Raw genomic sequence first — 26,390 nt, 5'->3', positions numbered from 1 at the left:
CGCCCGGCCGGCCCCGTACAGGCGGAGCGCCGCTCTCAGTGTTCCCAGGACCGGGGGCGGGTCAGCGCCTCCCACTCCTCGCGGAGCAGGCCGAGGATCGCGTTGTCGTAGCGGCGGCCGCGGTGCAGGCACGAGGACCGGCGTACGCCCTCCTGCACGAAGCCGGCTCCGCTCAGGGTGGCCAGGGCCGCGGTGTTGCTCGTGTGGGTGACGGCCTCGATCCGGTGCAGGGGCAGCTCGCCGAAGGCCAGGTCGGTGAGGGCGGCGAGCGCGTCGGCGCCGAGACCCCGGCGGCGGTGTCCGGGGGCGAGCAGGAGATAGGCCTCGGCGGTGCCGTCGGCGAAGTCCTCCCCGATGAGGGCGATGTGACCGACCGGGGTGCCGTCCTCCAGGAGGACGAGGAAGTCGTCGCGGTCGCGGTTCTCGACGTTGGCCTCGACGCGTTCGCGGAGTTCGTGCAGCGAGCCGGGCCAGACGCCGATCTCGTGGGTGGCCACCGGGTCGGCGCGCCAGTGGTGGAGCAGCTCGGCGTCGTCCGGCTCGACCGGGGTGAAGACGACGTCACGGCCCCGCCAGAATCGTTCCCGCCCGGCGTACGGGTTCGCTGCCTCGTCCTCGTTCATGCGCGGATCGTACGGTCGCGCGCGGTCGGCCGGGAAACGGATTTCCGTGGCCGGCCGGCTCAGTCGACGAAGACGGCCGTCGTGTAGACCCAGGCTCCTTCGATACGGGCGAACCGGCTCTTCTCGTGGAGGGAGTCGGGGCGCCCGTCGTCGGTGTAGTGGGCGCGGAAGGTGACCGTTCCGGTGGAGTGGAAGGCGCTGCCCTCGGTGGTGTCCAGGATCTCCAGGCCCACCCAGCGCATCGCCGGGTCGAAGTCGACGCCGGGCGGCCGGGTCTCGGGGTGCCAGGTGCGCAGCAGGTACGCCGCGTCCCGGACGACGAAGGCCGCGTACCGGGAGCGCATCAGGGCCTCGCAGGTCGGCGCGGCGGCGCTGCCGGAGTGGAAGCGGCCGCAGCACTCCCCGTAGCCGGCGGGCAGGCCGCAGGGGCACGGGGAGGCGGCGGTGATCCGCGGGGCGGCGGAACCCCGGGGCCGGGAGGTGCGTCGTGACATGGCTCCATTGTTACGCGTGGGGACGGGCTCAGGGAGCCGGGGCGAAGCGGCGTCGGTATTCGGTGGGCGTCAGTCCGGTACGGCGGCGGAGCTGGGTGCGCAGGCTCGTCGCCGTACCGAGTCCGCTGGCGCGGGCGATCACGTCGAGGCGTTCCTCGCCTCGCTCCATGAGGCGGCGGGCGAGGGTGACGCGCTGCTCGGTGAGCCAGGCCAGCGGGGTGGTGCCGAGCTGGGCGCGGAAGCGGCGGTGGAGGGTGGCGGGGCTGACGGCCGCGTGGGCGGCGAGGGCCGCCACGTCCAGGCCGTCGGCCAGGTGCTCGGTGGCCCAGTCGAGGAGCGGTGCGAGCGAGGCGTCGGCGGTGCCGGGCACGGGGTGCTCGACGAACTGGCGCTGGCCGCCGTCCCGGTGGGCCGGGTGGACGAGCCGTCTGCTGACGGCCGCCGCGGTCTCGGCGCCGTGGTCGGCGCGGATGAGGTGCAGGCCGGTGTCCAGGGCCGCGGCGCTGCCGGCCGCCGTGATCACCTGCCCGTCGTCGACGAAGAGGACGTCCGGGTCGAGATCGACCCGTGGGTACCGGGCGGTGAAGGAGTCCGCCCACCGCCAGTGCGTGGTGGCCCGCCGGCCGTCCAGCACCCCGGCGGCGGCCAGGGTGAAGGCGCCGGTGCAGAAGCTGACGAGGCGGGCGCCGCGGGCATGGGCGCGCCGGATCGCCGCCAGGACGTCCGGGTCGGGCTCCTCCAGTGGGTCGGGCCGGTTCGGCACGATGACGGTGTCCGCGCGGTCCACGGCGCTCAGCCCGGGGACGTCGGAGAGCTGGAAGAAGCCGGAGTGCATGCGGACCGTGGGGGTGGGCGAGCAGAGGGTGAAGTCGTACCAGTCGACGGGCAGCTCGGGCCGGCGCAGGCCGAAGAGCTCGGTCGCGACACCCATCTCGAACGGGTTGGAACCGGCCGAGACGATCATCACCACCCGGTGCGAGGATTCTTTCGCCATATGCGATTCGTAGCACTCACGGGCGGCGGCGTCCAGCGCCCAGGATGGAGCCCATGAGCAACGAGAACGCGGCGTCGGCCGCCACCGAACCCCTTGCGCTGACCGCCGCCCTGGCCTCCTTCGACGCGCTGTGGAGCCCGCGCATCGTGGCCCGGGTCAACGACTACGACGTACGCGTGGCCAAGGTGGCCGGCGAGCACGTCTGGCATGTGCACGAGGACACCGACGAGTTCTTCCTCGTCCTGGACGGCACGCTGCACATCGCTCTGCGCGACGGCGGCAGCGGCAGCGAGCGGTCCGTGACCCTGGAGCAGGGCGCGGTCTTCGTCGTCCCGCGCGGCGTCTGGCACCTGCCGCGTTCGAGCGGCGGCGCCTCGATCCTGCTCTTCGAGCCGTCGGGTACGTCGACGGTGGGCGACGCGCACGACGTGGTGCCCGGGCACGTGGACGTCACCACGGGCCACGCGCTCGGCGCCTGAGCGCGGATCCGGTCAGGGCTTGCGGGCGACACCCGCGTATCCGGGGATCGGCTCGTCGCCCGGGACGTCGATGGCCTCGCCGAGCTCCGGACGCCACTCGGCGGAGAGCGTGACGCCCGGCTCGACCAGTTCGAGGCCGTCGAAGAACGCGGTCAGTTCGGCGCGGCTGCGGGGCCGCAGCGTCATCCCGCGCGCCTTGTACATCGCCCGCGCCTGCGCGGCGCCCTCCGGGTTGAAGTCGCCGGTGGTGTGCGAGAGCACCAGATAGCTGCCGGAGGGAAGCTGCCCGACCAGCTTGTCGACCAGCTCGGCCGCGCCGTCCTCGTCGTCGATGAAGTGCAGCAGGGCCAGCAGCGACAGGGCGATCGGCTGCTCGAAGTCCAGGACCTCGCCGGCCTGCGCCAGGATCGTCTCGGGCTTGCGGGCGTCGGCCTGGATGTACTCCGTGGCGCCCTCGGGCGTGGAGCGGAGCAGGGCCGCCGCGTGGGCGAGCACGATCGGGTCGTTGTCGCAGTAGACGACGCGGGCGTCGGGGGCGGCCTGCTGGGCGATCTGGTGGAGGTTCGGCTCGGTGGGTATGCCCGTGCCGATGTCCAGGAACTGGCGTACGCCGCTCTCGGCGAGCCAGCGGGTGGCCCGGTGCATGAACGCCCGGTTGACCCGCGCCATGTCGCGTCCCCGGGCGTCGAGGGTGAGCAGCTGGCGCGCCATCTGTTCGTCGACCGGGTAGTTGTCCTTGCCGCCGAGGAACCAGTCGTACATCCGGGCCGGATGCGGCGTGCTGGTGTCGATCTCGATGGAATGGGGTTCTTGCCCGGTCATGGCGCGCTCCGTGGTCGAGGGTCCGCACGGAGGAACCGTACGGAGGAGGGGTGCGATGTCAGGTGAGAAGGAAGTCCGCCTGGCCTGCCTTGGCGCCTTGGATGAACGCGGCGATCTCGCCGTTGGAGTAGATGAGGGCGGGGCCGTCCGGATCGGCCGACTGGCGTACGGCGACCCGCCCGTCGGCGAGCTTCATGGCCTCGACGCAGTTGCCGCCGTTCCCGCCGCTCCACGGCTTGTACCAGCCTTCGGAGCCGAGGTCACCGGCGGGCATGCCGTTGTATATCTGGTTCATCACAGCTCCTTGCGGAAGTCCCGGAGGATTTCCTTCGTGCGTTGTGCAGTCGCGGCCTGAGCCGCCATGCGGTCCATGACTTCGAGGTAGGAGGCCACCTCGGGGCGGGCGTCGAAGTAGACGGCACCGGTCAGGTACTCGCTGTAGACCATGTCGGGGAGTTCGGGGACGGCGAACCGGAAGAGCACGAACGGTCCGTAGGTTCCCGGGTGGTGGCCGGTGGCGAACTCCGCGATCTGAAGCGTGACGTGGGGAAGCTCCGTGGCCTCCAGCAGCTTGTCGATCTGCCCGCGCATCACCTGCGGGCTGCCGACGGGCCGCCGCAGCACGGTCTCGTCCATGATCGCCCACAGTTTGGGGGCGTCGTCCTTGGCCAGCAGGGACTGGCGTTCCATCCGCAGCGCCACATGGCGCTCGATGTCCTCGGGGCGGGTCTGGCCGACCGCTCCGGTGCGCATCACGGAGCGTGCGTAATCCTCGGTCTGGAGCAGTCCGGGCACGAAGTGCGGTTCGTACATGCGCAGCAGGCTCGCCGCGCCCTCCAGGCTGACGTACATGCTGAACCAGTCGGGCAGGACGTCGTGGAAACGCTGCCACCAGCCCGGCTTGTTCGCCTCCTCCGCCAGCTCGACGAAGGCGTCGGCCTCCTGTTCGGCGACGCCGTACGCCTTCAGCAGCGACTGGACGTAGGGGATCTTCAGCCCGACCTCGGCCGTCTCCATTCTGCGTATGGTCGCCGGGGCGACCCTGAGCACCTTCGCCGCCTGGTCACGGGTCAGGCCGACACGCTCACGCAGATCCTGCAGGCGCTTGCCGAGAACGACCTGGCCCACGGTCGGGGCGGACCGCGGTTCGCTCACTTCAGACCTCCCCATGCGCTGTTTTGCGAGCAGTGTGCCATGCGTGCGCCCCCAACGACACAGTCACTCTGGAAATTTCAGAGTGCCCCTTGCCAAGTGTCATCGTCAGGGGGAGAGTTGACTCCCGAACCAGTTCGCTCAGTCATGCCCGCCCCCGGCCGTCCGGGGAACGAAGCGTGACGCAGCCCCCACTGTGAGGAATCGGTCGTGGCACCTGGCAGTGCGCTCATCCCCCGGCTCATGGACCTCAGCCCCGGGACGGAGGCCCTCCGTTACTGCTTCGCGCTGCCGGCGCACCCCGAGTCGGTGGCCGGCGCGCGCGAGCTGACGCGAGCCAGGCTGGACGCCTGGAAGCTGGGCCGCGACGCCTGCGATTCCGCCGTCCTCATCGTCTCGGAGCTGGTGACCAACGCGGTCGTGCACACGGCGAGCACCCGGGTGGTGTGCGAGCTGAGCCGGCTCGGCAGACGACTGCGGATAGCCGTGCAGGACCAGGGGCACCAGCCCGGCGGACCGCGGCTGCGCCGGTCCTCCGACGACGAGCACGGCCGTGGTCTGCTCCTCGTCGACGCGATGAGCAGCGCCTGGGGTTCGCACGACGCGGGGTACGCCTCCGGGCGCATCGTCTGGGCGGAGCTGCCGCACGACGCCGAGCAGCCGTCCGGCACGGAGCGGCCATGCTGAAGAACGCGCTGTCCCGGCTCCGTGCTGCGCACCGGGCCCGGACGCCCGAGCAGACCCGCGGCGGCCGGGTGCGGCTGGCGCTGCCCGCCTCGATGTCGGCCAGCCTGGGCTGCGACGCGGTCGGGGTGCCCGCCCGGCACGGCTTCCGCCTCATGTCCCATCTGCCGCGCACCGGATGCGTCTTCGCCGACGCCGACCGCTGGTGGTGGATCGTCCCGGCCGGCTCCGACCTGGATCTCGACTGGCCCGAGCAGGTGACGTACGCCCGGGACGCGGATGTGCCCGGCGGTCGGCCCCGGTTGATCCACTCACCGGACGGCCTCACTCCGTACACCCCGCCCATTCCGCTCTTCCTGATGGTCTGCCAGGTGACCGGGGTGGCGCCGAGCTGGGCGGCCGCCGGCGCGCCGAGCGTCGTGTCCGCACCCTGACCCGTCGTCGGCCCGGTGGTTCAGGGCCGGTCGAGGTAGGCGAGCCCCGGGTGCACCTCGGTGTACCGGTCGAGCAGCCGCCGGGCCACCGTCACCGAGTCGACCAGCGGGTGCAGCGCGAACGCCTGCACGGCCGCCGCGCGCGATCCGCTCTCCGCCGCCGCCAGCACCGCCCGCTCCACGGCCTTCACCGCGGTGACGAGACCGACCGCGTGGTACGGGAGGGGCGAGACGGCCACCGGATGGGCCCCGTTGGCGTCCACCAGGCAGGGCAGTTCGACGACGGCGTCCGCGTCCAGGGCCGAAAGGGCGGTGCGGTTGCGGACGTTGAGGATCAGCGAGGTGCGTTCGTTGCGGGCGACGGCCCGCATCAGGGCGAGCGCGACCTGTTCGTAGCCGCCGGACTCCAGGTCGCTCTCCGCCCGCTCCCCCGCCCCGGCGACCTCGCGGTTCTCCGCCATGTACGTCGCCTCCCGTTCGGCGCGGGTGCGGTCCCAGGTGGCCAGGGCGGGGGTGCCGGGCTCCCGCATCCGGGCGTAGAAGCCCTCCTGCTGGTCCCGGAGGAAGGCGCCCCGGGTCTGGTCGGCCTCCTGGTAGGCGCGTACCGCTTCGCGGTTGAAGTAGTAGTAGTGCAGGTACTCGTTGGGGATCGCGCCCAGCGAACGGAGCAGTTCCGCGCCGAAGAGGCGGCCCTCCTCGAAGGAGTCGAGCAGCTTCGGGTCGGCGAGCAGCCGGGGCAGTTCGTCGCGCCCGTCCACGTACAGCCCCCGCACCCACCCGAGGTGGTTGAGCCCCGCGTAGTCGATCCAGGCCCGGTCCGGGTCGGCGCCCAGGACGCGGGCGATGCGCCGACCGAGGCCGACCGGCGAGTCGCAGATGCCGATGACCCGGTCGCCCAGGTGCCGGGACATGGCCTCGGTGACCAGGCCCGCCGGATTGGTGAAGTTGATGACCCAGGCGTGCGGGGCGAGCCGGGCGATGCGCCGGGCGAGGTCGAGGGCGACGGGGACGGTGCGCAGCCCGTACGCGATGCCTCCGGCGCCGACGGTCTCCTGGCCGAGGACGCCTTCGTCGAGGGCCACCCGTTCGTCGGCGGCGCGTCCGGCGAGGCCGCCGACGCGGATGGCGGAGAAGACGAAGTCGGCGCCGCGCAACGCCTCGTCGAGCTCGGTGGTGGCGACGACGGCGGGGGCGTCCGCGCTGTCCCGCCCCTGTTCCGCGAGGACGCGGGCGACGGCGGTGAGCCGGTCGGCGTCGGTGTCGTACAACGTGACCCGGGTGACGCGGCCCTCGGCGTGATCTCCGAGGAGGGCCCCGTACACGAGAGGCACCCGGAATCCGCCACCGCCAAGAATTGTCAGCTTCACGCTGCTCGATGGTACGGGCAGACCGGGGCCGTCCGGTGGGGGCCGCGCCCGGCCCCGGCGGGGACGACGCGGCGGCCCCGGGCCCGTGGGCGTGATCCGGGGCCGCCGCGTCCGGGCGGTGCGACGAGCGGTCAGTAGCCGCTCCACCAGCGGGTGACCGCCTGCCAGAGCCGGGCCGGGGCGGCCGGGCGGCGCTGCCGCGGGATCGTGGCCACCGGAGCGGGCTCGGAGGCGGGGGACGGTTCGGCGGCGGGGGGTGCGGCCGGGGTGGTCCGGGAGGCCGCGCCCGGGGCGTGGGCGGGCTGCGCGCCGGCCGCCTCGTGCCGGGGCTCGGGGACGGTCCTGGCCGGGGAGGAGATCTCCCAGGCGTCGGCCGGGCGGGCGGTGCGGCTCATCACGGCGAGCGGGTCGGCGTCCAGCTTCTGCTGCGGGCTGGGGGCGAACTTCACCGGCAGCTCGACCAGGTGGCGGGACATGATGTTGCCGACCCAGCGCAGTTCGCTCTCGCCGACGCCGAGCTCCAGGTCGGGCAGGCGCATCAGGAGGGCGTCGACGCCGACGTCGGCGATGGCGCGGCCGATGTCCTGGCCCGGGCACTCGTGGGGGCCGCCGCTGAAGGCGAGGTGGGCGCGGTTGCCGCCCATGTCGGCGCTCAGGTCCGGGCGGACGGTGGGGTCGGTGTTGGCGGGGGCGATCCCGACGAGCAGGGCGTCGCCCGCCTTGATCTGCTGGCCGCCCAGCTCGGTGTCGCCGACCGCCCAGCGACCGAACACGGCGGTGAACGGCGGCTCGTCCCACAGCGTCTGCTCCACCGCCTCGGGCACGGTCATGTGCCCGCCGCTGAGCCGGGCGCGGAAGCGCGGGTCGATCAGGACCATGCGCAGCACGTTGGCGATGAGGTTGGCGGTGGACTCGTAGGCGGCGATGAGGATGAGCCGCAGATGTTCGACGACCTCGATGTCGGTCATCGTGGCGGGGTGCTCGACCAGCCAGCTGGCGAAGTCGGGCGCGGGGTCGGCGCGACGCCGCTCCACCAGGCGCGTCAGCACGGCCACGATGTGGGCGTTGCTGGCGACGGCGGTCTCGGTGCCGCGGGTCATGTCCCGGGCCGCCTGGACGAGGCGCTCGTCGTACTCCTCGGGCATGCCGAAGATCGCGCACATCACCATCATCGGCAGGTGCTCCGCGAACTGGCTGACCAGGTCGGCGGTGCCCTTCTCGCAGAAGTCGTTGACGAGACGGTTACTGAAGCGGTTGATGTGCCGGCGCACGCCGCGGGTGTCGATGCGCTCCATGCTGTCGGTGACCGCGCCGCGCTGCCGCTCGTGCTTGGCGCCGTCGGCGAACACACAGACCGGCTGCCAGGTGAAGATCGGGGCGAGCGGGTGGTCCGGGGCGACGCTGCCGTCCTGGAGGGCCCGCCAGCGCCGCGAGTCCCGGGAGAACTGGGAGGGCGTACGGGTGAGGTGAAGGTTCTCGCTGTGGCCGAGGACGAGCCAGGCGGGGACGTCGCCGTGGAGCAGGACCGGGGCGACCGTGCCGTGTTCGGCGCGGAGCTTGTCGTAGAGGCCCGCGGGGTTGTTCTCCGCCTCGGGGCCGTAGAGCCGGCGCAGTCCGCCGGGGCCGATGTCGAGGTTGTGGGCCGGGCACTGGGGCGGCGGCACGGCGCCGGGTTCGTGGTGGAAGGGGGTTGTCACAGGGGCTCCAGGGATCAGGATTCCAGGGCTGGTGCACAAGCGGGCGGGACGGGACGGGCCGTCGGGGCGCGGACCGGGCGGGACCGGGCCGGGGGCGTACGCCGGGGGTTGGCGTACGCCCCCGGGGCGGACCCGTCGCCGGACCCCGGGGTGCGGGGGCGTCAGGCGAGCGGGACGGCCAGGCTGTGCAGATAGCGCATCAGGGTCATCAGCACATCGCGGCTGGAGGCCCGCAGCCGGGCGTCGCAGTCGATCATCGGGACCTCGTCCGGCAGGTCGAGCGCCCGGCGCAGGGCCTCGACCGGGTGGTGCGGTGCGTCGGGGAAGGTGTTCACGGCCACCACGAACGGCACTCCGCGCTCCTCCAGCCGGCCGATGACGTCGAAGCTGACTTCGAGCCGTCTCGTGTCGATGAGGACGACCGCGCCGAGGGCGCCCTCGAAGAGGCCGTTCCACAGGAACCAGAAGCGTTCCTGGCCGGGGGTGCCGAACAGATAGAGGATCAGTTCCTCGCTGAGGCTGATCCGGCCGAAGTCCATGGCGACGGTGGTGGCGGTCTTCGTCTCCACCCCGGCGTTGTCGTCCACGCCCACGCCGGCCTGGGTCATGGTCTCTTCGGTCGTCAGGGGCCGGATCTCGCTGACCGAGCCGACCATGGTCGTCTTGCCGACGCCGAACCCGCCGACGATCACGACCTTCACCGCGGCGGTGGCCGTGGTGGGGAGGACGTCCTCGGTGCGTGGTCCGGTGATCGTGTCAGAGCTTCTGAAGTCCATGCATCACCGCTTCGAGAAGGGACCTGTCGGGGAGGGTGGCGCGGACGATCGGCGCGCGCGACTCGATGAGTTCGGTCGCGAGGAGATCGCTCAGGAGCGAGGTGACCACGCTGAACGGCAGGCTGAGATAGGCCGAGATCTCGGCGACGGACAACGGGGCCTGGCAGAGCCGCAGGATGGCCGCCTGCTCGGGCTGGAAGGTCGGCGAGGGCTCCGCCTGCGCGACGACCATCGTGACCAGGTCGAGCGCGGCCCGTTCGCTGTCGTCGAGATCGCCGGTGATCACGTACAGCCGTTCCGGATCGAGAAATTCCGGGTCGGCCTTGCGGCGTTCTCGTCGAGGTCCACTCATCCGGACTGCCCGCCGTGGCGGGGCGGACTGGTCAGGTGGGCTCCGATCCGCACGACCATGTCCCGCATCCGGGCGCCGACGAGTCCGGCGTCGACGGTCTCGCCGGCCAGGACCGCGAGATAGGCGCCGGCCCCGGCGGCCATCAGGTAGAAGAACCCGCCCGTCACCTCGATGACGACGAGCTTCATGAGGCCGTCGCTGTACGGGATCTCGGTGGCCACCGCGGCGGCCAGGCTCTGCAGTCCGGCACAGGCCGCGGCGAGCCGGTCGGCGACGTCGGGGTCACCGCCGTGCATCGCGATGCGCAGGCCGTCCGAGGAGAGCACCACGATCTGGTGGATGCTCGGAACGTCGTCGGCCAGCTCCTTGAGCATCCAGTCCATGTTTCCCCGCTGCTGGATCACTTCAGGTCTCCCTTGTCCCACGCGTCATCGGAGTCTTCGCCGTGCTTTCGTTCCTGCGGTACGCCGTTGACGGCCTTGGTGAAGGCCTCCAGCCAGAGGCCGGGGGGCTTCTCCTCGCCGCGTCCGCCGTCCGTGCCCTCGTCCGGGCCGGGCTGGAACCCGTTGGCGGGGGCGGGGGGCGGCGGGGGCTGCTGCGGCAGGTTGTGCGAGCCGAGCGGGGCGCGGCCCCGGCTGCGGCGCTGCGGCAGCCCGTTCTCGGTCCACTCGGTGACCACGGGAACGTCGTCCTCCATGGCCGCCGGAGGCACGGCCGGGCGCGAGGTGGCCGCGGGGGCTCCGGTGGAGACCGGTGCGGCCACGGACGGCACGGGGCCGGTGGCGGCGGGCTTGGGCTTGCGCTTGCCGGGCGGCGGCACCACGTGCTGGAGCTGCGACATGTCCAGCGAGCTGGTGGGCCGCGAGGTGGCGCCGATGCCGTGGGCGATGCCCGGGGCGGGCCCGGTGGTGATCATGTCGCGCGGCACGATGAGGACGGCGCGGACGCCGCCGTACGCCGACTGACGCAGCGACACCTGGAGCTGGTACATCCGCGAGAGCCGGCCGACGACGGCCATGCCGAGGCGCGGGGACTCGCCGAGGTCGTTCATGTTGATGCCGGCCTGGGCCTGGGCGAGCATGTTCTCGGCGCGGGCACGGGCCTCCTCGCTGAGGCTGACGCCGCCGTCCTCGATCTCGATGGCGATGCCGGTCTGTACCTCGACCGCGGTGACGTGCACCCGGGTCTGGGGCGGCGAGTAGCGGGTCGCGTTGTCGAGGAGTTCGGCGCAGGCGTGGATGAGCGGCTCGACCGAGGTGCCGACGATGGCGACCTTGGCGATCGAGTGCAGATCGACGCGCTGGTACTCCAGGATGCGGGACATGGCGCCGCGCAACACGCTGAACAGCGGTACGGGCTTGGGCCACTGGCGGCTGGGACGCGCGCCGCCGAGCACGGCGATGGAGTCGGCGAGACGGCCGATCAGCGCGGTGCCGTGGTCGATGCGCAGCAGGTCGTCGAAGACCTCGGGGTTGCGCCCGTAGTGGTTCTCCATCTCCCGCAGTTCACTGGCCTGGCGGTGCACGATCGCCTGGACGCGGCGGGCGACGCTGACGAAGGCGCGCTGAGCGGAGTCACGCCGCGCCTCCTCGTTGTCGATGACTTCGAGGACCTGGTAGATCTGCTCGCGCAGCGCCTTGGGCAGATGGCGGTTGGCCACGTCCGCGTCGACGATGTCGCGCATCACTTCTTCGGGCGAATTGCCCACCCGCAGCCGCCGGATAGCGGCGGGCATGACGTCCTTGGTGAGCCGGACCGTCTCGGCGTCGTGCGAGAGGATGCGGTGTTCCAGGTAGGCGATGCGCTGCTCGTACTCCGCGCGCTGGACGCGCATGGCGCGCCGGCGGCGGTGCAGCGCCGCGGTGAGTACGGCGACCACGAGCGTGGTGATCGCGCCGCACACGGCGACTGGTATCCGCGCGGCCGGTGCGACCAGGGCCGATCCGGCGGCGGTTGCGCCGAGGAGCAGGACCACGGGCAGCAGGACTACGCGGACGACGGGAATTTCTCTGTCGGTCGGCGGTGATTCAACACGGACCATCTAAAACCCTCTGGCGGTTGATTCCGGGATGTATGCGCACGTGAGCGGAGACTCGGGAACAAGTGCTCGAATTCATCTCAACTCGACTTCACTGCGCGTGAGCTTAGCCAGATCAGAACAGTGCTTCGGCATATTCACCCAACCCCCTGCGGAAGCCCGCCGAGAGGAATACACTCGCCAGTTTTCCTACTCTGCGCTTCGGAGCGTGCGCGGTGAGTGATCGAGGCCGAAAATATCCGCTCCCTGAGGTCGCTCACGCCGAAGAAAATGAGGCGAGACAGCCCAAATCGCCCCAGACGCAGGCGAAGTGACATCTCATCAGTGGCTCACACCACAGAGAACAAGCCAAAGGCACAGGTGATCGAACCGGATCGAAAGGAGCAGATTCCTCGGCGACGCACGGGTGGCGCGAGAATGCGCCGTGCTGACGCGTATGCGGAGACCTCGCACCCGGGTCTTCCGCCGCACACGTTCCGCCCGGCCTCCTCAGCGCCGGGCGCCGCCGATCCTGCCCTCCAGCTGTACGAGCAATTCGCCCAGGCGGGAGCTGAGTGCGTCGCGGCTCGCCTCGTCGAGACCGGCGAGCACCGCGCGTTCGTAGGCGAGCTGCTCGGGCAGCAGCCGGTCGACCAGGGCGCGGCCCTCGTCGGTGAGGCGGACATGGGCGACCCGTCGGTCGCGGTCGTCGCCGCGGCGGTCGACCAGGGCACGGTCCTGGAGGGCGCGCAGCCGCTTGGTGACGGCGGCCCCGGAGGAGAAGGTCTCGCGGGCCAGCTCGCCGGGGGTCAGCTCCCGGTCCGTCCGGCGTACGGCGCCGAGGAGGTCGAATTCGGCGCGGGTCAGTCCGGCGGAGCGCAGCGGGGCGTCCTCCGCCTGCTGGAGGAGGGCGGCGCAGCGGTTGATCCGGCCGATGATCTCCATCGGTCCGGTGTCGAGCTCGGGGTTGACGGCCTGCCACTGCCGGACCACCGAGGCAACGATGTCGTCGGTCACTCCGCTCCGATCGAAGGGGCGCGGACCGCGGGTCCCCGCCGTTGTGCTGTCGCCGCGAGCGTACGGTGTCCGGCCTGCTCGGCCGCGAGAAGGCGCTGCTCGGGCAGGGCGCGCTGCCACCATTCGCCCGCAGCGGTGTCACCCGCCTCGCGCAGTTCGACGAGGCTCGCGGTGAGCGTCCGGCGCACCCGGTCCCGTTCGGCGGGGGCGGCCGCGGGGTCGGCGCCGGTCCGCTCCGCGTCGGCGCGGGCCCGGTAGGTGGCGTCGAGGGCCCGCTCCACCCGCCCGGCCGCCCGCCGGTTGGTGACGAGCGTCGCGGCCAGGAAGCCGGCGACCGCGCCGAGGACGGTGTCCAGAACCCGGTCGCCGATCAGCTCGCCGGCCGGGTGGGTGCCGCCGAACTCCAGGACCAGCAGGGCCATCGGGGTCACCGCGACGGAGCCGAGCCAGTAGTTGCGGGTGATGAGGGCCTCGGCGGCGAAGCTGAAGAAGAGGCAGCAGCAGACGAGGGCGAGCGGGCTGACGCGGGACACCGGCAGGACGGCGGCGAAGACGAGTACGCCCAGGAGGTTGCCGAGGGTGCGCTGGAGGGCCCGGTTCCAGGAGAGGGTGATGTTGGCCTGGTAGAGGGAGGCGGCGGTGACGATCGCCCAGTAGGGGCGTCCGACGCCGAGCGCGGCGCAGAGGTACCCGGCGAGCGCGCAGCCGGTCAGGGTGCGGACGGCGACGGGCAGCAGCGGCGATCCGGGGCCGAGACGGCGCAGCAGAGTGCGGCGGGCGGCACGGCGGCCGTCGGGGCTCCGCAGGGCGGCGCGTTCGGCGTCGATCCCGTACAGCTCCTCGGCGGTGCCGGGGGCCTGCGGCGGAGCGGGCACCGGACCCCGGGCCCGGGTCAGAGCGGCCCAGCCGCGCAGCCGGTCCGGGTCCGCCGCTCCGTATCCGGGGCGCGGGGCCGCGAAGGCGGCTTCGGCATGCACCACCAGGCGTTCCAGCGACCGGCGTACGGGAGTGGGGCGGCCGGAGGCGAGCAGGCACTGCCAGGCGGCGTGCACGGCGGCGGCCGCGGCGTTGCGGGTATGGGGGCCGGGGTCGGCGGCGCACGCGGCCGCGGCCTCCAGGGCGCGGGCGACGGCCCGGCGTTCGGGGCCCTCCAGGCGGACCAGGGCGGGTGCGACGGCGACCAGCCAGGCGACCGCGCCGGCGCCGAGGGTCAGGGCGAGGTGGCCGGGGATCTGCGCCAGGTGCTGCGGGGCGAAGAGGGCGGCGGAGCTGACGAAGGTGAAGATCACATGGCCGGGCGGTCCGATCCGGGTGGCGTCGCACAGCACCTTCTGGGCGGCGGCGAGCAGCGCCCCGACGGCGATGAGTACGGCGGTCGATCCGGTGAGGGAGGCGGCGAGCAGGGCGAGCGCGAGCCCGGCCGTCATGCCGAGCACCACGCCCGCGACGGACCCGACCCGCCGGGCGTACGGCAGGCCGTGTCCGTAGAGCGCACAGAGCGAACCGGCCATCGTGTACATCACGAGGTCGAGGCGGCCGAGGGCCAGGAGCGCCAGATGGGGTACGGCGGAGGCGACGACCACGCTGAGGGCGGGCTTGAACCAGGTGTCCGAGGGCCGCGAGAGCCGGAGGGCCGAGGCCAGCGGAAGGCTTCGGACGGAGGGCCGCCGAGGCCGTACGGATGTATCACTCACCCTTATACGTTAACAGGTGTTACACCCGTAAAATATCTACCCTCACTCCTGCCCTCGGCCCGGCCCTCCCCCGGTACACAGCAGGACGCCGCCGCCCGGTTCGGGGCGGCGGCGTCCTGAGGGGTGACGGCGAAGGCGGCCGGTCAGCCGAGACCCCGGGCGTCCTGCTTCAGAGCGGTGTCCACCGTCAGCGCCGTGGCGACGACGAGGCTGAGCAGCGGCTCGGGCAGCCGCTGGTGGATCTGGAGCACATAGTTGTCGGCCGTCGTGAACATGGTCTTCGCGAGGCCTTCCCAGGTCTTGGTGATCCGGGCGATCTCGGCGCCGTTGTGGTCGACGATGGCGAAGTTCCAGGCGCGCCAGTTCTCCGCCTTGATCGCGCCGACCTGCGTACCGCCGGCCGTCATCGCGAAATTGATCTTCCCGATGGCGTTCTGCTGGACGATCTCGCCGACCGGCTGCCCGTCGGGGCGCTGGACGATGACGCGCGACTTGATGAACTTCGCGGGGCGGGTCAGCAGCAGCTGCGGCCGGCCGTGCGCGTCGCGGATCTCCAGGCGGTGCGTCAGGTACTGGTCGATGCTGGAGACGAACCGGAGCACCTTGCGCAGCGCGCTCTGGCCGACCTGGACGACCGAGCCGACGGTAGCGCCGTGCTGGTCGAACACGCGGTACTCGTTCGTCACCTCGATCAGCTTGGCCTTCTGGTTCACCACCAGGACCGGCTGGTCGAAGAGCGAGCCGGCGGACACGGCCGGCTGACCGGGGGCTCCGGCGGCGACCGGCGCCTGCTGGGCGGGATAACCCCCGCCGGCCGGCGCCTGCTGGGCCGGATACCCGCCGGCGCCCGGGGCCTGCTGCTGGGCCGGGAACCCTCCGGCGTTCGGCGTCTGCTGGGCGGGGGCGGCGGCAGCAGCCTGCTGTCCGTCGGCCGGGTGCGTGTGCTCGGTCCACCGGGTCCCGTCCCAGTAGCGCAGCAGCTGCGGGGCGCCATGGGGATCAGGGAACCAGCCCGCGGCTATGTTCGATTGCGTGGTCACTCGGGCACACTATCCCGCGGACCACGGGACCCATATTCTTTGAATCTTCATACACCCACTACGATGACGGGCGATGACCAGGGTGAGCACGCGGACCGACCGGCAGCGGTACCGCTCCCGTGCGCCTCTGGCCCTGGGCTGGGTGTTCTTCCTGCTCGCCATGCTCTTCTGCTGCTCGGTCACCACCTCGTCCGCCGCCGTGCCGGTCGCGGCGGGCCCGGCCGGCGCGGGCGCCGTCCGTGCGTTCACCCCGACGCCCGACGCGGCCTTCGAGCCGGTCGTCACGGCCACCGCGGCGGACCGCGGACTCGGGACCTCCTGCCACGGCGGCTCGACGCACACGGCGGCCGTGGTGCTTCCGGCGTCGTCCGCCCCCGTGGCCGTCCCCTCCCCCGTGGCCCAGGTGCCCGCCTGCCCGCTCACCGGTGCGGCGGCCATCCGGGGTCCCGCGCACGACGGTGTGCGTTCCGTCGATCAACTGCGCCTGCAGATCCAACGGATCTAGAGGCCGGATCCGCTCTCCCGCCGCGCCCTGGCGCCGGTTCACCGGGAGCGGCTTTCCGTATGCACCGCATCCCTTTCCCCCTCATGCATCGCCCCGTATGCATCGGTTGAACGACGAGGACTTCCCATGGCTTCCGCCAAGAACCAGAACAACCCGGCCTCAGCACGTCGCGCCAAGCTGGAGGAGGCGCGCCGCAAGGAGCGCGCCCGCGAGCGCCGGGTCCGCATCATCACCATCAGCGCGTCGGTGGCCGTGGTCGGCGCCCTGGTCGCCGGAGGCGGCTATCTGATGGTGCAGGCGAACGAGAAGGACAAGAAGGAGGAGCAGGCCAAGACCTCGCCCGTCACCGGCGAGCGCAGCTGGGACAAGCTGACGCAGGAGCACGTGGCGAACAAGGTCGACTACCCGATGAACCCGCCCGTCGGCGGCGACCACAACCAGGTCTGGATGAACTGCAACGCGGACGTCTACACCGACGAGATACCGAAGGAGAACGCCGTGCACTCGCTGGAGCACGGCGCGGTCTGGGTCACGTACAACGACGTGGCCTCGGACGCCGACGTCGAGGCGCTCGCCAAGAAGGTCAAGTCGACCCCGTACTCCCTGATGAGCCCGGTCAAGGACCAGAAGGACCCGCTGATGCTCAGCGCGTGGGGCAAGCAGGTCACGGTCGAGAGCGCGTCGGACGACCGGGTCGCGCAGTTCTTCACCAAGTACGTGCAGGGCCCGCAGACCCCCGAGCCGGGGGCCGCCTGCACCGGCGGGCTGGACAAGTGACCGTGGCGACGCCGTCCGCCTCCACCCGCCGGATGGTCCTCGCGGGAGCCGGTGTCCTGCTCCTGGCGCTGGGCCTGGTGGCGCTGATGATCCAGCGTCCCTCCGCGGCCTCCCCGTCCGGGGCGTCCGCGGCGGCGCGGTCCGCTCCGGCGGAGGACTCCGTGGACGCGGGCTTCGCCCGGGACATGGCGATCCACCACCAGCAGGCGGTCGAGATGTCGTTCATCGTGCGGGACCGCACCGACGACGAGGACGTGCGGCGGCTCGCGTACGACATCATCAACACCCAGGCCAACCAGCGCGGCATGATGCTGGGCTGGCTGGAGATCTGGGGCCTGCCGAAGAGCGCGGCCGGGCCGCCGATGGCGTGGATGGGGCACACCGTCACGCCGACCGACGACGGTTCGCTGATGCCGGGCATGGCCACCGACGCGGAGCTGGAGGAGCTGGGTGCAGCCGAGGGCAGGGCGGCCGAGGTGCTGTTCCTGCGGCTGATGACCGTGCACCACCGCGCGGGCGCGGACATGGCGCGGGCGGCCGCCGGCGCGGCGGAGACGGACGCCATCCGCGACCTGGCGGCGGGCATGGTCCGCGGCCAGCAGTCGGAGATCGGCCTGATGGCGGACATGCTGAAGGCCCGGGGCGCCAAGCCCTGAGCGAGGAGGGGCGGTTCCGGCCGGACGGCCGAACCGTGCCGCCGGGCGCCCGACATCACATAGGCTCGGCGACGATATGAAGAGCATCCTCACTCCGCTGGGGCCCAAGGCCGACAAGGACACCGTGCGACGGCACAATCTCAGCCTGGTACTGCGCGCCGTGCGGGACGAGGGCGAGCGCGGCGAGGCGACCCGGGCCGGAGTGGCCGCCCGGGTCGGGCTGACCCGGGCCGCGGTGTCCTCGCTCGTCGAGCAGCTGATGGACAGCGGGTTCCTCACCGAGTCGGGCAAGACGTTCAGCGGGCACGCGGGCCGGCCCGGCACCGCGCTCAAGGTGGCCCGCACCGGCCCGGCCGGGCTGGGCGTGGAGATCAACATCGATTACGTGTCGGTGTGCGTGGTGGATCTGGCCGGCACCGGCCGGGTCCGGCAGACCGAGCACCTCGACAACCGGGGCGCGTCAGCCGAGGAGGCCCTGGAGCGGGCGGCCCGGATCGCCGCGCGGACCCTGGAGTCGGCGTACGAGCAGGAGTTGCGTCCGGTGGGCGCGGCGCTGGCGCTGCCGGGGCTGGTCTCCGCCGGCTCGGTGCGGCAGGCGCCCAACCTCGGCTGGAACGAGGTCCCGGCGCAGAAACTGTTCGCCGACGCCCTCGCCGCCCTGCGCCCGGGCCGCCCGGTGCTGCCGGTCGCCTCGGAGAACGAGGCCAATCTCGCGGCACTGGCCGAGCTGTGGTTCGGCGGGCTCGACGACGTACGCAGCTTCCTCTATCTGACCGGCGAGATCGGGGTCGGCGGGGCGCTGGTCCTGAACGGCGAACTGCTGCGCGGGGCGCACGGTTTCGCCGGGGAGATCGGCCATGTGGTGGTGGACCCGGCGGGCCCGGAGTGCCGGTGCGGCTCGCGCGGGTGCCTGGAGCAGTACGCCGGACAGGCGGCGCTGCTGCGGGCGGCCGGCATCGACGGTCTCGGCGGCGCCTCCGGGGTGCTGGAGCTGGAGCGGCGCGCGGAGGCCGGTGACCCGGACGCGGTGGCGGCCGTCGGCCGGGCGGGCCGGATGCTGGGCCGGGTGCTGTCGGGGGCGGTCAATCTGATCGACCCGGACGCGGTGGTGCTCGGCGGGATCTACCGGGGCCTGATGCCGTGGCTTGCGCCGCCCGCCGACGAGGAGCTGACCGGTCGCGTGGTGTCGGGGCTCTGGTCCCCGGGCAGCGGCCGGCTCCGCGCGTCGTCGGTGGCGGGCGACGCGGCGCGGGGCGCGGCGGCGCTCGTGGTGCAGAACGTGCTGGACGATCCGGTGGCGTACGCGGAGCCGTCGGGCGGGTGAGCCGGGGGCGGGGGCCGGGCCCCTTCGCCCCGGCTCACCCGGTGCGTCGGCCCGTACGTCAGTGCACGCCGAGCAGGTGGTCCATCGCGAGCTGGTCCAGCGCCTCGAAGGCCATGCCGCGTGCGGCGGCGGCGTCCACGTCGAAGTCCTCGTACGCGCTGCGGTCCGCGAGGAGGCTCGCCAGGCCCTCGCCCGCGGTGGGGCGCGCCAGTTCGTCCAGGCGGGAGGCGCGCAGGGCCTCCCGCACCGCGGGGTCGGCGCGGAAGGCGGCGGCCCGCTCCTTGAGGATGAGGTAGTTGCGCATGCAGCCCGCGGCCGAGGCCCAGACGCCCTCGTAGTCCTCGGTGCGCGGGGGCTTGAAGTCGAAGTGGCGGGGGCCTTCGTAGCCGCTCTCCAGCAGGTCGACGAGCCAGAACGCCTGGCGCAGGTCGCCCGCGCCGAAGCGCAGGTCCTGGTCGTACTTGATGCCGGACTGGCCGTTGAGGTCGATGTGGAAGAGCTTGTCCGCCCACATCGCCTGGGCGATGCCGTGCGGGAAGTTGAGCCCGGCCATCTGCTCGTGCCCGGTCTCCGGGTTGACGCCGACCAGCTCCGGGCGCTCCAGGCGCTCGATGAAGGCCAGCGCGTGGCCGATGGTGGGCAGCAGGATGTCGCCGCGCGGCTCGTTCGGCTTGGGCTCGATGGCGAAGCGGAGGTCGTAGCCCTGCTCGGTGACGTACTCGCCCAGCAGGTCGAAGGCCTCCTTCATCCGGTGCAGTGCGAGACGGACGTCCTTCGCCCCGCCGGACTCGGCGCCCTCGCGGCCGCCCCAGGCGACGAAGGTGGTCGCGCCCAGCTCGACGGCGAGGTCGATGTTGCGCAGGGTCTTGCGGAGCGCGTACCGGCGTACGTCACGGTCGTTGGCGGTGAACCCGCCGTCCTTGAAGACCGGGTGGGTGAAGAGGTTCGTCGTCACCATGGGCACGACGAGTCCGCTGCTGTCGACCGCCTGCCGGAAGCGCTTGACGATCGCCTCGCGCTCCGTCTCCGGTGCGCCGAAGGGGATCAGGTCGTCGTCGTGGAAGGTCACACCCCAGGCGCCCAGCTCCGCGAGCCGCTGGACCGACTCGACGGGGTCGATGGCCGCACGGGTCGCGTCGCCGAAGGGGTCCCGGCCCTGCCAGCCCACGGTCCACAGACCGAAGCTGAACTTGTCCTCGGGGGTGGGGGTGAAGCGTTCCGTCATCGTCGTCCGACCGCCTTCGCCTGCCGTCGGGACACCCGGCGGCAGGCCTGGCACCCCTATTTGTTCAGTGTCATGACTAATCAAGCACACCGCACCCCGGGCGCGGAAGCCCCCTGGCGTACGGAGCTCCTCCGACCCCCTGTGCAGAGCGCCGCGCATCCCGTAATTTGTTCGTGCCGCAGCCGAATGATCAGCTCCCGTGCACACCGGCACCGCACGCACCCGCAGCGCGAAAGAGGCCCCCATGCCGTCACCCGCCGTCGTCATCGGCGTGGACAGCTCGACCCAGTCCACCAAGGCCGCCTTCATCGATGCCGTGACCGGCGAGCAGCTCGCCGTCGGGCGCGCCCCGCACGTGGTCACCGGCGAGGCCGGGGCCCGGACGAGCGATCCGGAGATCTGGTGGCGGGCCCTGTGCGAGGCGGTGGCCGCCGGGCTGAAGGAGTCCGCCCTCCCCGCTCGCGCGGTCACCGGTATCGCGATCGCCGGGCAGCAGCACGGGCTCGTCGTGCTGGACGCGGCGGGCCGCCCGCTGCGCTCCGCACTGCTGTGGAACGACACCCGCTCCGCACCGCAGGCCGCCGCCCTCACCGAGGCGCTCGGCGGGCCCGGGGCCTGGGCCGAGCGGACCGGGTCCGTGCCGGTGGCGTCCATCACCGCCACCAAGTGGCAGTGGCTGCGCGAGAACGACCCGGCGAGCGCCGCCAACGCGGCGGCGGTCCGGCTACCGCACGACTTCCTGACCGAGCGCCTCGCGGGCGTCGCCGCCACCGACCCGGGGGACGCGTCGGGCAGCGGCTGGTACTCCACCGCCACCGGCGCGTACGACCCCGAGCTGCTGGAGCTCCTCGGCCTCGACGCGGCCCTGCTCCCGGAGGTCGCGCCGACCGGGGCGGCCCGGATCGGCTCGCTCACCGAGGCGGCGGCCCGCGCGCTCGGGCTGCCCGCGGGCATCGCGGTGGCGGCCGGCACCGGCGACAACATGAGCGCCGCCGTGGGCCTCGGGCTGGGCGGCGCGGGCCTGCTGGACCACCCGGCGCTCAGCCTCGGCACCTCGGGCACGGTGTTCGCCGCCTCCCGCACCCGGCCCACGTCCACCGCGCTGAACGGCTTCGCCGCCGCCGACGGTACGTACCTGCCGCTGGCCTGCACCCTCAACTGCACGCTCGCGGTGGACAAGGTGGCCGCCCTGCTCGGCCTGGACCGCGAGGACGCGGCACCCGGCGGCGAGGCGGTCCTCCTCCCGTACCTCGACGGCGAGCGGGCCCCCGACCTGCCGACCGCCTCCGGGCTCCTGACCGGGCTGCGCCACGACACGAGCCGGCAGCAACTGCTGGGCGCCGCCTACGAGGGCGCGGCCGTCACCGTGCTGCGGGCCATGGACGAACTGCTGTCGGCCTGCGGCCTCGACCCGGACGCGCCCGAGGTCGCCGCCCGCCCGCTGCGGCTGATCGGCGGCGGGGCGCAGGGGCGGATGTGGGTGGAGACGGTGCGCCGGCTCTCGGGCCGCCCGCTCGTGATCCCGGGCAGCGGGGAGCTGGTGGCCCTCGGCGCGGCGGCGCTCGCCGCGTCGGCGGCGGGCGGGGGCGATCCGGTGGCGCTGGCGACGGCCTGGCGGAAGTCCGGCACGGACCGCCGACTGGAGCCGGTGGAACGGGACGTGGAGACCTGGCAGCGGGTCACCTCGGTCCTGGAACGGGCCTCGCGACCGCTGCTGGGCGGCTGAACGGGCGGGCTCCGCTCGTCGGATACTCCCTAGGGCAGCCCCACCAGACCCCAGCCCCGGCGGGCGGCCGCCCCGGTCACGTCACCCCACTCCCGCAGCAGTGCGACGAAGTCCTCGAAGGTGTCCGGGCGGCCCGCCCAGCCCTCGCACGCGGCGGTGAACGGCGCTCTCAACTCCTCGAGCCGCGGCTCCAGCCGCTCCCAGGCCCGTGCCTTGCCCGGCAGCACTTCCGGTGGGCAGGCCAGCAGGACGTGCCGGTGCCATCGGTCGGCGGAGGCGGGTGGGAAGAATCCCCGGCCACCGCCCGAGGCCTGGTCCACGTTCCGGAGCAGACCGTCGAGAAAGGCGTCCATCGGCTCACGGACGGAAGCGTCGACGAGCGGCCGCAGGTCCGCCCATGCCGCGCCGGCGCGGGCATGCGGCGCGTGGGCGCCGGTGGTGGTGGAGAAGCCGTACACGGCGCACCACCGCGACCCCGGTCCCGGCGGCCGGCTCCAGCCGTCGTCGCGGCCGTGCCCGGCCTCGTACGGGACATCGGCCCCCGACGGCCAGACCGCGTCCTCCAGCAGCTCGATCCGGCTCTCGGCGGGTACGGCCCCCAGCCACCCCCAGTCCGCCATCAACAGCGTCAGATCCCTCCCCATGACCGCAGCATAGGCAGGATCCGCTTGCCGCGATCGGAGTATCCGGGCCCCCTCGGCGGGCTCCAAGTCCCCCGGTTGGGAATACGAACTGATTTTCCATAAGATCCGGCGATGATCACTAGAAAACGGCTGACGACCGGGGTGGGCATAGCGCTCGCCACCCTGGCCGCCGGGCTCGGCACCGCGATCCCCGCCGCCGCCGACGAACCCCCCGCCGCCCCCTCCCCCAAGGTCGAGCTGGTGCTCGACGTCAGCGGCTCCATGCGCACCCGTGACATCGACGGCCAGTCCCGGATGGCCGCCGCCAAGCAGGCGTTCAACGATGTGCTCGACGCGGTGCCCGAGCAGGTGCAGCTCGGCATCCGGACGCTCGGCGCGGACTATCCGGGCGAGGACCGCAAGGTCGGCTGCAAGGACACCCGGCAGCTCTACCCGGTCGGCCCGCTGGACCGCACCGAGGCCAAGACCGCGGTCGCCACCCTCGCCCCGACCGGCTTCACCCCGATCGGTCCTGCCCTGCTCGGCGCGGCCGACGATCTGGAGGGCGGGGAGGGTTCGCGGCGGATCGTGCTCATCACGGACGGCGAGGACACCTGCGGGCCGCTCGACCCGTGCGAGGTGGCCCGGGAGATCGCCGCGCGCGGCACCCACCTGGTCGTGGACACCCTCGGCCTGGTGCCCAACGCCAAGATCCGCCAGCAGCTGACCTGTATCGCGGAGGCCACCGGCGGCACCTACACCGCCGTCCAGCACAAGGAAGAACTGTCCGGCCGCGTGAAGCAGTTGGTGGACCGGGCCGCCGAGCCCGTGGTCACTCCGGTGGCCACCGAGGGCGCCAAGAGCTGTTCCGCCGCGCCCGAGCTGAAGCCGGGCCTCTTCACCGACCGCTCGGAGATCGGCCAGCACCGCTGGTACCGCGTCGATGTGCTGCCCGGTCAGGAGCTGCGCGCCTCGGCGAGCGTCGCGGCCGACCGTGCCGTGGACGACGACTACGGGGTCCTGCTGCGCGCGGTGACCGTGCACGGGCGCGAGATCGTCCGGGGTTCCGAGGCCGGGACCGGCCGTACCGACGTGATCTCGTCCGGGCTGCGCTATCCGAAGCCCGAGGCGGAGGACGGCGACGACGGTGACGGCAAGCCCGCCGCCGAGACCGTCTGCCTCCAGCTCGCCCATTCCTTCTCCGCGCCCGCCTCGGTGAAGAAGTCCCCCGGTCTGCCGGTCGAACTGACCGTGGATGTGGTGGACGGCCCGGACACCGCGTCCGACGTGGCGGCCTTCGGGCTCGGCCGCGGCTGGTGGCTGCTCGGTGTGCTGGTCCTGACCGGCCTGGTCGCGGGCCTGCTGACCGGCTGGATCTCGCGCTGGCGCGTCGCCGTATGGAGGACCAACTGATGCGTACGACAACACGCCGCACCCACGGCGTACGACGCGCTCTCACCGGAGCGCTGCTCGCCGGACTGACCCTGCTCACCTCGGCCGGCGCGGCGGTGGCCGACGACCCGTCGGCGAGCGCGAGCCCCGCCGGGGACGAGGCGGGCCCGACGGAGGCCGGCACCACCTTCCGTACGGCCACCGCGCTGAAGCCGGACCAGACCGGCACCGCCCAGGCCTCCGCGGGCGACTACCTGTACTGGGTGTTCCCGGCCGACGCCGGTCAGCGGCCCACCGTCCGGGCCACGGTGAAGCTGCCCGAGAACGCGGCCCGGCGCTCCACGTCCACCTGGCAGATCGATGTGTACGACGGGCTGCGCCGCCGCCAGGCCTGCATGTACGGGCACCAGACCAGGAAGGCGGCGGCCGACGCGGCCACCGTGGAGCTGTCCTGCGTCCTGCGGCCCGTGCGGGCCTGGTCCGAGCCGTGGGCGAACGACCCGCTGCCCGGCAGCTACTACGTCCGCCTCACGGTGGTGGACCTGCCCGCCGACGAGCTCGGACTGCCGGTCGGCGCCGAGGTGAGGGCGACCGTCAAGGAGCAGGGCGGGGCCCACGACGTGGACGGCGCGCTCTCCGAGCCGCTGGTGCCGGGCGTCTCGGTCGCCTCGGCGGGCGACACGGGTGACGAGGACGCCTCGGCCGCACCGCGGGTGCCGTCCGCCGGTGAGCCGGAGGACGGCTGGGCCTCGGGCTGGTGGACCGACCGCTGGCTGTGGACCGTGGGCGGCGGCGTGCTCGCCGCGCTGGCGGCCGTGTTCGGCTACTCGCTGACACGGGGCCGGGGCAGGCCGGCCCGGGTGCCGCAGGGCGTCTGACGGCCCCACCGCCGCTCCCCCGGGCGGCGGCCGCCCCGGACCTCGAAGATCCTGACCCCCGGCAGGGGGCGGGATCTTCGAGTTCGGGGAGGCACAGCCGGCCTGGCAGTTCTTCGCGGACAACCCGTGGGTCACAGTGTTCGCCGTGATCACGGGCGGCCACGCGGGCATCGGGACCACCACCCCGGGACCGTGCGAGGGCCGGGCCGCTCTAGGCTGGCCTCTTCACGGGCGGCGGCGAAGGGCGACGGGGTTGAGCGGGACGACGGCGTACGTACGGTTCCAGAGCACCGGGCGCAGCCCCCGGGGCCACTTCCCCGGCATCTTCGCGCTGGCCAACGGCCTGGCCCGGGAGGGCCGTCTGACCGAGGAGCAGCACCGCGTCTGGCGGGCGGGCAACGACTGGTACGACGCCGCCTACGCCGATCCCTCGCGCGTCGATCCGACGGTCTACGACCCGGCGGTGAACCCCGGTGCGGTCGCCTGGTTCAAGACGTCGGCGACCCGTCTGCTGGACCGGATCCCGGACTATCTCGCGCTGCTGGCCGCGCACGGGGTGCCGTGCGAGCGGCTGGAGTCGGCGGATCCCGGCCGGGTCGTGTACGAGGACGACGTCCAGATCGTCGTGGTGCCCCGGACCGGTGGCGGGCACGGGGCAGGACCGGACGCCGAGGCGGATGCGGATGCGGCGGAGCGCGTTCAGGGCAGCCGTACGCTCAGCTGACGGCCCGCTTCCCGGTAGCCCAGCGCCTGTGCGACCCGGCGGGAGGCGGGCGGGCGGGCCCGCCACTGCGGGAGCAGCCCGGCGGCGAGGGCGTGTGCGGTCGCCGTGTGCGCCACCTGTCGGGCGAGGCCACGGCCCCGTGCGGCCGGTGCGGTCAGCACGCAGAGGTGGGCGGTGTCGCGCGGCCAGCGCTCGTAACCGGCGGCGGCGAGCACCTCCGGGCCCTTCCGTACGACGAACGCCGGTGAGGTGACGTCCGCGAGACCGCTCTCGCCCGCGTCCGCCTGCCCCGCCTCCGCGAGCAGCGCGCGCAGGGCGGGGTGCCCGGCGGCCAGGCTCCCGACCGGGCCGGCCGCGTCCGTCGTGACGGGGCGGAGGCCGTCCGGGGTCAGATAGCCGAGGACGGCGGGGCCGAGCGTGTCGGCCACCGGCAGCAGTCCGGCGACGGTCGCGGGGTCGGTGAGTTCGTCGGTGGCCAGGCCGTCCAGCGCGGACCGTACGGAATCGGCGGCCCGTCCGGTCGGCGCGGTGATCAGCGCGGCGTCCCCGACGGCCACCACACCCACCCAGGACGGCGGGGCCAGCGACGACCCTGGTGCGACGAACACCGCCGGGCGGCCGGGAGTTCCGAAGGCAGCGGCCGGTTCGGCGGACAGCTCCTGCCACAGCGCACGGGCACGGGACACCAGCGGGTCGGCCGGGTCGGCCGGGTCGGTCGGCATGGCGGGATTCTCGCACGGCGGGCGAAACTCTCGACGAAACCGTCGTTCGAATGGGGGGCGTTCTCCGGTTACGCTCGACAACTCGCGTCATCCGCACGGCTGGTGATGGTTTCCGGCCACGCCGTGCCGCCGCCCTGGTGGAGCGCCCACCCCGTCCTGTTCGATGGGGTTCGAACGAGCGCGCGCCGGCCGTGGC

At 73.0% G+C, this 26,390-nt stretch carries 29 protein-coding genes; 11 read left to right on the top strand and 18 right to left on the bottom strand.

Annotated elements, in window-relative coordinates; genetic code table 11:
* Positions 1-35: 35 nt before the first annotated feature.
* The 3 genes from KV381_RS31885 to KV381_RS31875 are packed head-to-tail and all read right to left on the bottom strand — an operon-like array spanning position 36 to position 2,111.
* On the bottom strand, positions 36-623 hold the full coding sequence (locus KV381_RS31885) for a GNAT family N-acetyltransferase (protein WP_030076238.1): 588 nt from the start codon (positions 621-623) through the stop codon (positions 36-38).
* 59 nt (positions 624-682) lie between these two features.
* Positions 683-1,117: a YchJ family protein gene (locus KV381_RS31880; RefSeq protein WP_030076236.1), complete on the bottom strand. Its 435-nt coding sequence runs from the start codon at positions 1,115-1,117 to the stop codon at positions 683-685.
* Positions 1,118-1,145: 28 nt separating this feature from the next.
* A complete protein-coding gene (locus tag KV381_RS31875; RefSeq protein ID WP_030076234.1) occupies positions 1,146-2,111 on the bottom strand; it encodes a GlxA family transcriptional regulator in 966 nt (321 codons plus the stop codon).
* A gap of 53 nt (positions 2,112-2,164) precedes the next feature.
* Between KV381_RS31875 and KV381_RS31870 the strand changes: the two genes are divergently transcribed.
* A complete protein-coding gene (locus KV381_RS31870; RefSeq protein ID WP_030076232.1) occupies positions 2,165-2,590 on the top strand; it encodes a cupin domain-containing protein in 426 nt (141 codons plus the stop codon).
* Positions 2,591-2,602: 12 nt separating this feature from the next.
* Here KV381_RS31870 and KV381_RS31865 read toward each other — a convergent pair whose 3' ends face one another.
* The 3 genes from KV381_RS31865 to KV381_RS31855 are packed head-to-tail and all read right to left on the bottom strand — an operon-like array spanning position 2,603 to position 4,567.
* Positions 2,603-3,412, bottom strand: a complete 810-nt coding sequence (locus KV381_RS31865) for an SAM-dependent methyltransferase (protein ID WP_030623432.1) — start codon at positions 3,410-3,412, stop codon at positions 2,603-2,605.
* 58 nt (positions 3,413-3,470) lie between these two features.
* Positions 3,471-3,707 carry a DUF397 domain-containing protein gene (locus KV381_RS31860; protein ID WP_030076228.1) on the bottom strand — a complete coding sequence of 79 codons (237 nt, stop codon included), beginning with the start codon at positions 3,705-3,707 and terminating at the stop codon, positions 3,471-3,473.
* On the bottom strand, positions 3,707-4,567 hold the full coding sequence (locus tag KV381_RS31855; protein ID WP_030076226.1) for a helix-turn-helix transcriptional regulator: 861 nt from the start codon (positions 4,565-4,567) through the stop codon (positions 3,707-3,709). The genes KV381_RS31860 and KV381_RS31855 overlap by 1 nt, the downstream gene beginning before the upstream one ends.
* A gap of 207 nt (positions 4,568-4,774) precedes the next feature.
* Between KV381_RS31855 and KV381_RS31850 the strand changes: the two genes are divergently transcribed.
* Positions 4,775-5,251 (top strand): ATP-binding protein, encoded by a 477-nt coding sequence (locus KV381_RS31850; protein ID WP_030076224.1) that lies wholly within the window; start codon positions 4,775-4,777, stop codon positions 5,249-5,251.
* Positions 5,245-5,682, top strand: a complete 438-nt coding sequence (locus KV381_RS31845) for a hypothetical protein (RefSeq protein WP_030076222.1) — start codon at positions 5,245-5,247, stop codon at positions 5,680-5,682. The genes KV381_RS31850 and KV381_RS31845 overlap by 7 nt, the downstream gene beginning before the upstream one ends.
* A 20-nt stretch (positions 5,683-5,702) precedes the next feature.
* On the opposite strand, the gene KV381_RS31840 is transcribed toward KV381_RS31845, so the two are convergent.
* The 9 genes from KV381_RS31840 to KV381_RS31800 form a co-directional block, all read right to left on the bottom strand.
* Positions 5,703-7,049 carry a 6-phospho-beta-glucosidase gene (locus KV381_RS31840; protein ID WP_103537108.1) on the bottom strand — a complete coding sequence of 449 codons (1,347 nt, stop codon included), beginning with the start codon at positions 7,047-7,049 and terminating at the stop codon, positions 5,703-5,705.
* A gap of 131 nt (positions 7,050-7,180) precedes the next feature.
* A complete protein-coding gene (locus KV381_RS31835; protein ID WP_030076218.1) occupies positions 7,181-8,746 on the bottom strand; it encodes a cytochrome P450 in 1,566 nt (521 codons plus the stop codon).
* A gap of 161 nt (positions 8,747-8,907) precedes the next feature.
* Entirely contained in the window at positions 8,908-9,522 is a 615-nt protein-coding gene (locus tag KV381_RS31830) for an ATP/GTP-binding protein (RefSeq protein WP_010058144.1), read from the bottom strand.
* The gene (locus KV381_RS31825) at positions 9,503-9,874 is read right to left on the bottom strand and encodes a DUF742 domain-containing protein (protein WP_030076210.1); all 372 of its coding nucleotides are present in this window, start codon (positions 9,872-9,874) and stop codon (positions 9,503-9,505) included. Before KV381_RS31825 ends, KV381_RS31830 begins: the two co-directional genes overlap by 20 nt.
* The gene (locus KV381_RS31820) at positions 9,871-10,278 is read right to left on the bottom strand and encodes a roadblock/LC7 domain-containing protein (protein WP_007454741.1); all 408 of its coding nucleotides are present in this window, start codon (positions 10,276-10,278) and stop codon (positions 9,871-9,873) included. Before KV381_RS31820 ends, KV381_RS31825 begins: the two co-directional genes overlap by 4 nt.
* Positions 10,275-11,915, bottom strand: coding sequence for a sensor histidine kinase KdpD (locus KV381_RS31815; protein ID WP_218786884.1), 1,641 nt, complete (start codon positions 11,913-11,915; stop codon positions 10,275-10,277). Before KV381_RS31815 ends, KV381_RS31820 begins: the two co-directional genes overlap by 4 nt.
* Before the next feature lie 486 nt (positions 11,916-12,401).
* The gene (locus KV381_RS31810) at positions 12,402-12,908 is read right to left on the bottom strand and encodes a MarR family winged helix-turn-helix transcriptional regulator (protein ID WP_030076203.1); all 507 of its coding nucleotides are present in this window, start codon (positions 12,906-12,908) and stop codon (positions 12,402-12,404) included.
* Complete coding sequence (locus tag KV381_RS31805) at positions 12,905-14,602, bottom strand: FUSC family protein (protein ID WP_218786883.1); 1,698 nt, start codon at positions 14,600-14,602, stop codon at positions 12,905-12,907. The genes KV381_RS31810 and KV381_RS31805 overlap by 4 nt, the downstream gene beginning before the upstream one ends.
* A gap of 143 nt (positions 14,603-14,745) precedes the next feature.
* Entirely contained in the window at positions 14,746-15,642 is an 897-nt protein-coding gene (locus KV381_RS31800) for a phospholipid scramblase-related protein (protein WP_218786882.1), read from the bottom strand.
* Between the two features lie 73 nt (positions 15,643-15,715).
* On the opposite strand from KV381_RS31800, the gene KV381_RS31795 reads away from it, so the two are divergent.
* From KV381_RS31795 to KV381_RS31780, 4 genes are all read left to right on the top strand, one after another.
* Positions 15,716-16,147: a hypothetical protein gene (locus KV381_RS31795; RefSeq protein WP_030076196.1), complete on the top strand. Its 432-nt coding sequence runs from the start codon at positions 15,716-15,718 to the stop codon at positions 16,145-16,147.
* Positions 16,148-16,273: 126 nt separating this feature from the next.
* Entirely contained in the window at positions 16,274-16,924 is a 651-nt protein-coding gene (locus tag KV381_RS31790; RefSeq protein ID WP_218786881.1) for a DUF3105 domain-containing protein, read from the top strand.
* Positions 16,921-17,580: a DUF305 domain-containing protein gene (locus KV381_RS31785; RefSeq protein WP_208635512.1), complete on the top strand. Its 660-nt coding sequence runs from the start codon at positions 16,921-16,923 to the stop codon at positions 17,578-17,580. The genes KV381_RS31790 and KV381_RS31785 overlap by 4 nt, the downstream gene beginning before the upstream one ends.
* Positions 17,581-17,656: 76 nt before the next feature.
* Positions 17,657-18,904: an ROK family protein gene (locus tag KV381_RS31780; protein ID WP_098024130.1), complete on the top strand. Its 1,248-nt coding sequence runs from the start codon at positions 17,657-17,659 to the stop codon at positions 18,902-18,904.
* A gap of 58 nt (positions 18,905-18,962) precedes the next feature.
* Here KV381_RS31780 and xylA read toward each other — a convergent pair whose 3' ends face one another.
* Positions 18,963-20,129, bottom strand: a complete 1,167-nt coding sequence (xylA, locus tag KV381_RS31775; RefSeq protein ID WP_030076188.1) for a xylose isomerase — start codon at positions 20,127-20,129, stop codon at positions 18,963-18,965.
* A gap of 244 nt (positions 20,130-20,373) precedes the next feature.
* Between xylA and xylB the strand changes: the two genes are divergently transcribed.
* Complete coding sequence (xylB, locus tag KV381_RS31770; protein WP_218786880.1) at positions 20,374-21,855, top strand: xylulokinase; 1,482 nt, start codon at positions 20,374-20,376, stop codon at positions 21,853-21,855.
* 29 nt (positions 21,856-21,884) lie between these two features.
* Here the strand turns inward: xylB and KV381_RS31765 are convergent, their stop codons facing one another.
* The gene (locus KV381_RS31765; RefSeq protein ID WP_218786879.1) at positions 21,885-22,499 is read right to left on the bottom strand and encodes a hypothetical protein; all 615 of its coding nucleotides are present in this window, start codon (positions 22,497-22,499) and stop codon (positions 21,885-21,887) included.
* A gap of 111 nt (positions 22,500-22,610) precedes the next feature.
* On the opposite strand from KV381_RS31765, the gene KV381_RS31760 reads away from it, so the two are divergent.
* The 3 genes from KV381_RS31760 to KV381_RS31750 all read left to right on the top strand — a co-directional run bounded on the left by KV381_RS31760 (position 22,611) and on the right by KV381_RS31750 (position 25,472).
* On the top strand, positions 22,611-23,891 hold the full coding sequence (locus KV381_RS31760; protein WP_030623459.1) for a VWA domain-containing protein: 1,281 nt from the start codon (positions 22,611-22,613) through the stop codon (positions 23,889-23,891).
* Positions 23,891-24,748: a hypothetical protein gene (locus KV381_RS31755; protein ID WP_218786878.1), complete on the top strand. Its 858-nt coding sequence runs from the start codon at positions 23,891-23,893 to the stop codon at positions 24,746-24,748. The genes KV381_RS31760 and KV381_RS31755 overlap by 1 nt, the downstream gene beginning before the upstream one ends.
* A 253-nt stretch (positions 24,749-25,001) precedes the next feature.
* Positions 25,002-25,472: a hypothetical protein gene (locus KV381_RS31750; protein WP_030076178.1), complete on the top strand. Its 471-nt coding sequence runs from the start codon at positions 25,002-25,004 to the stop codon at positions 25,470-25,472.
* Here the strand turns inward: KV381_RS31750 and KV381_RS31745 are convergent.
* Positions 25,448-26,194, bottom strand: a complete 747-nt coding sequence (locus KV381_RS31745; RefSeq protein WP_030076176.1) for a GNAT family N-acetyltransferase — start codon at positions 26,192-26,194, stop codon at positions 25,448-25,450. The genes KV381_RS31750 and KV381_RS31745 overlap by 25 nt on opposite strands.
* Between the last annotated feature and the right edge of the window lie 196 nt (positions 26,195-26,390).

The organism is Streptomyces sp. WY228, from assembly GCF_019287315.1.
GTDB classification, from domain to species: Bacteria; Actinomycetota; Actinomycetes; order Streptomycetales; family Streptomycetaceae; genus Streptomyces; species Streptomyces caviscabies.
This window is presented reverse-complemented; position numbering and strand designations above follow the sequence as displayed.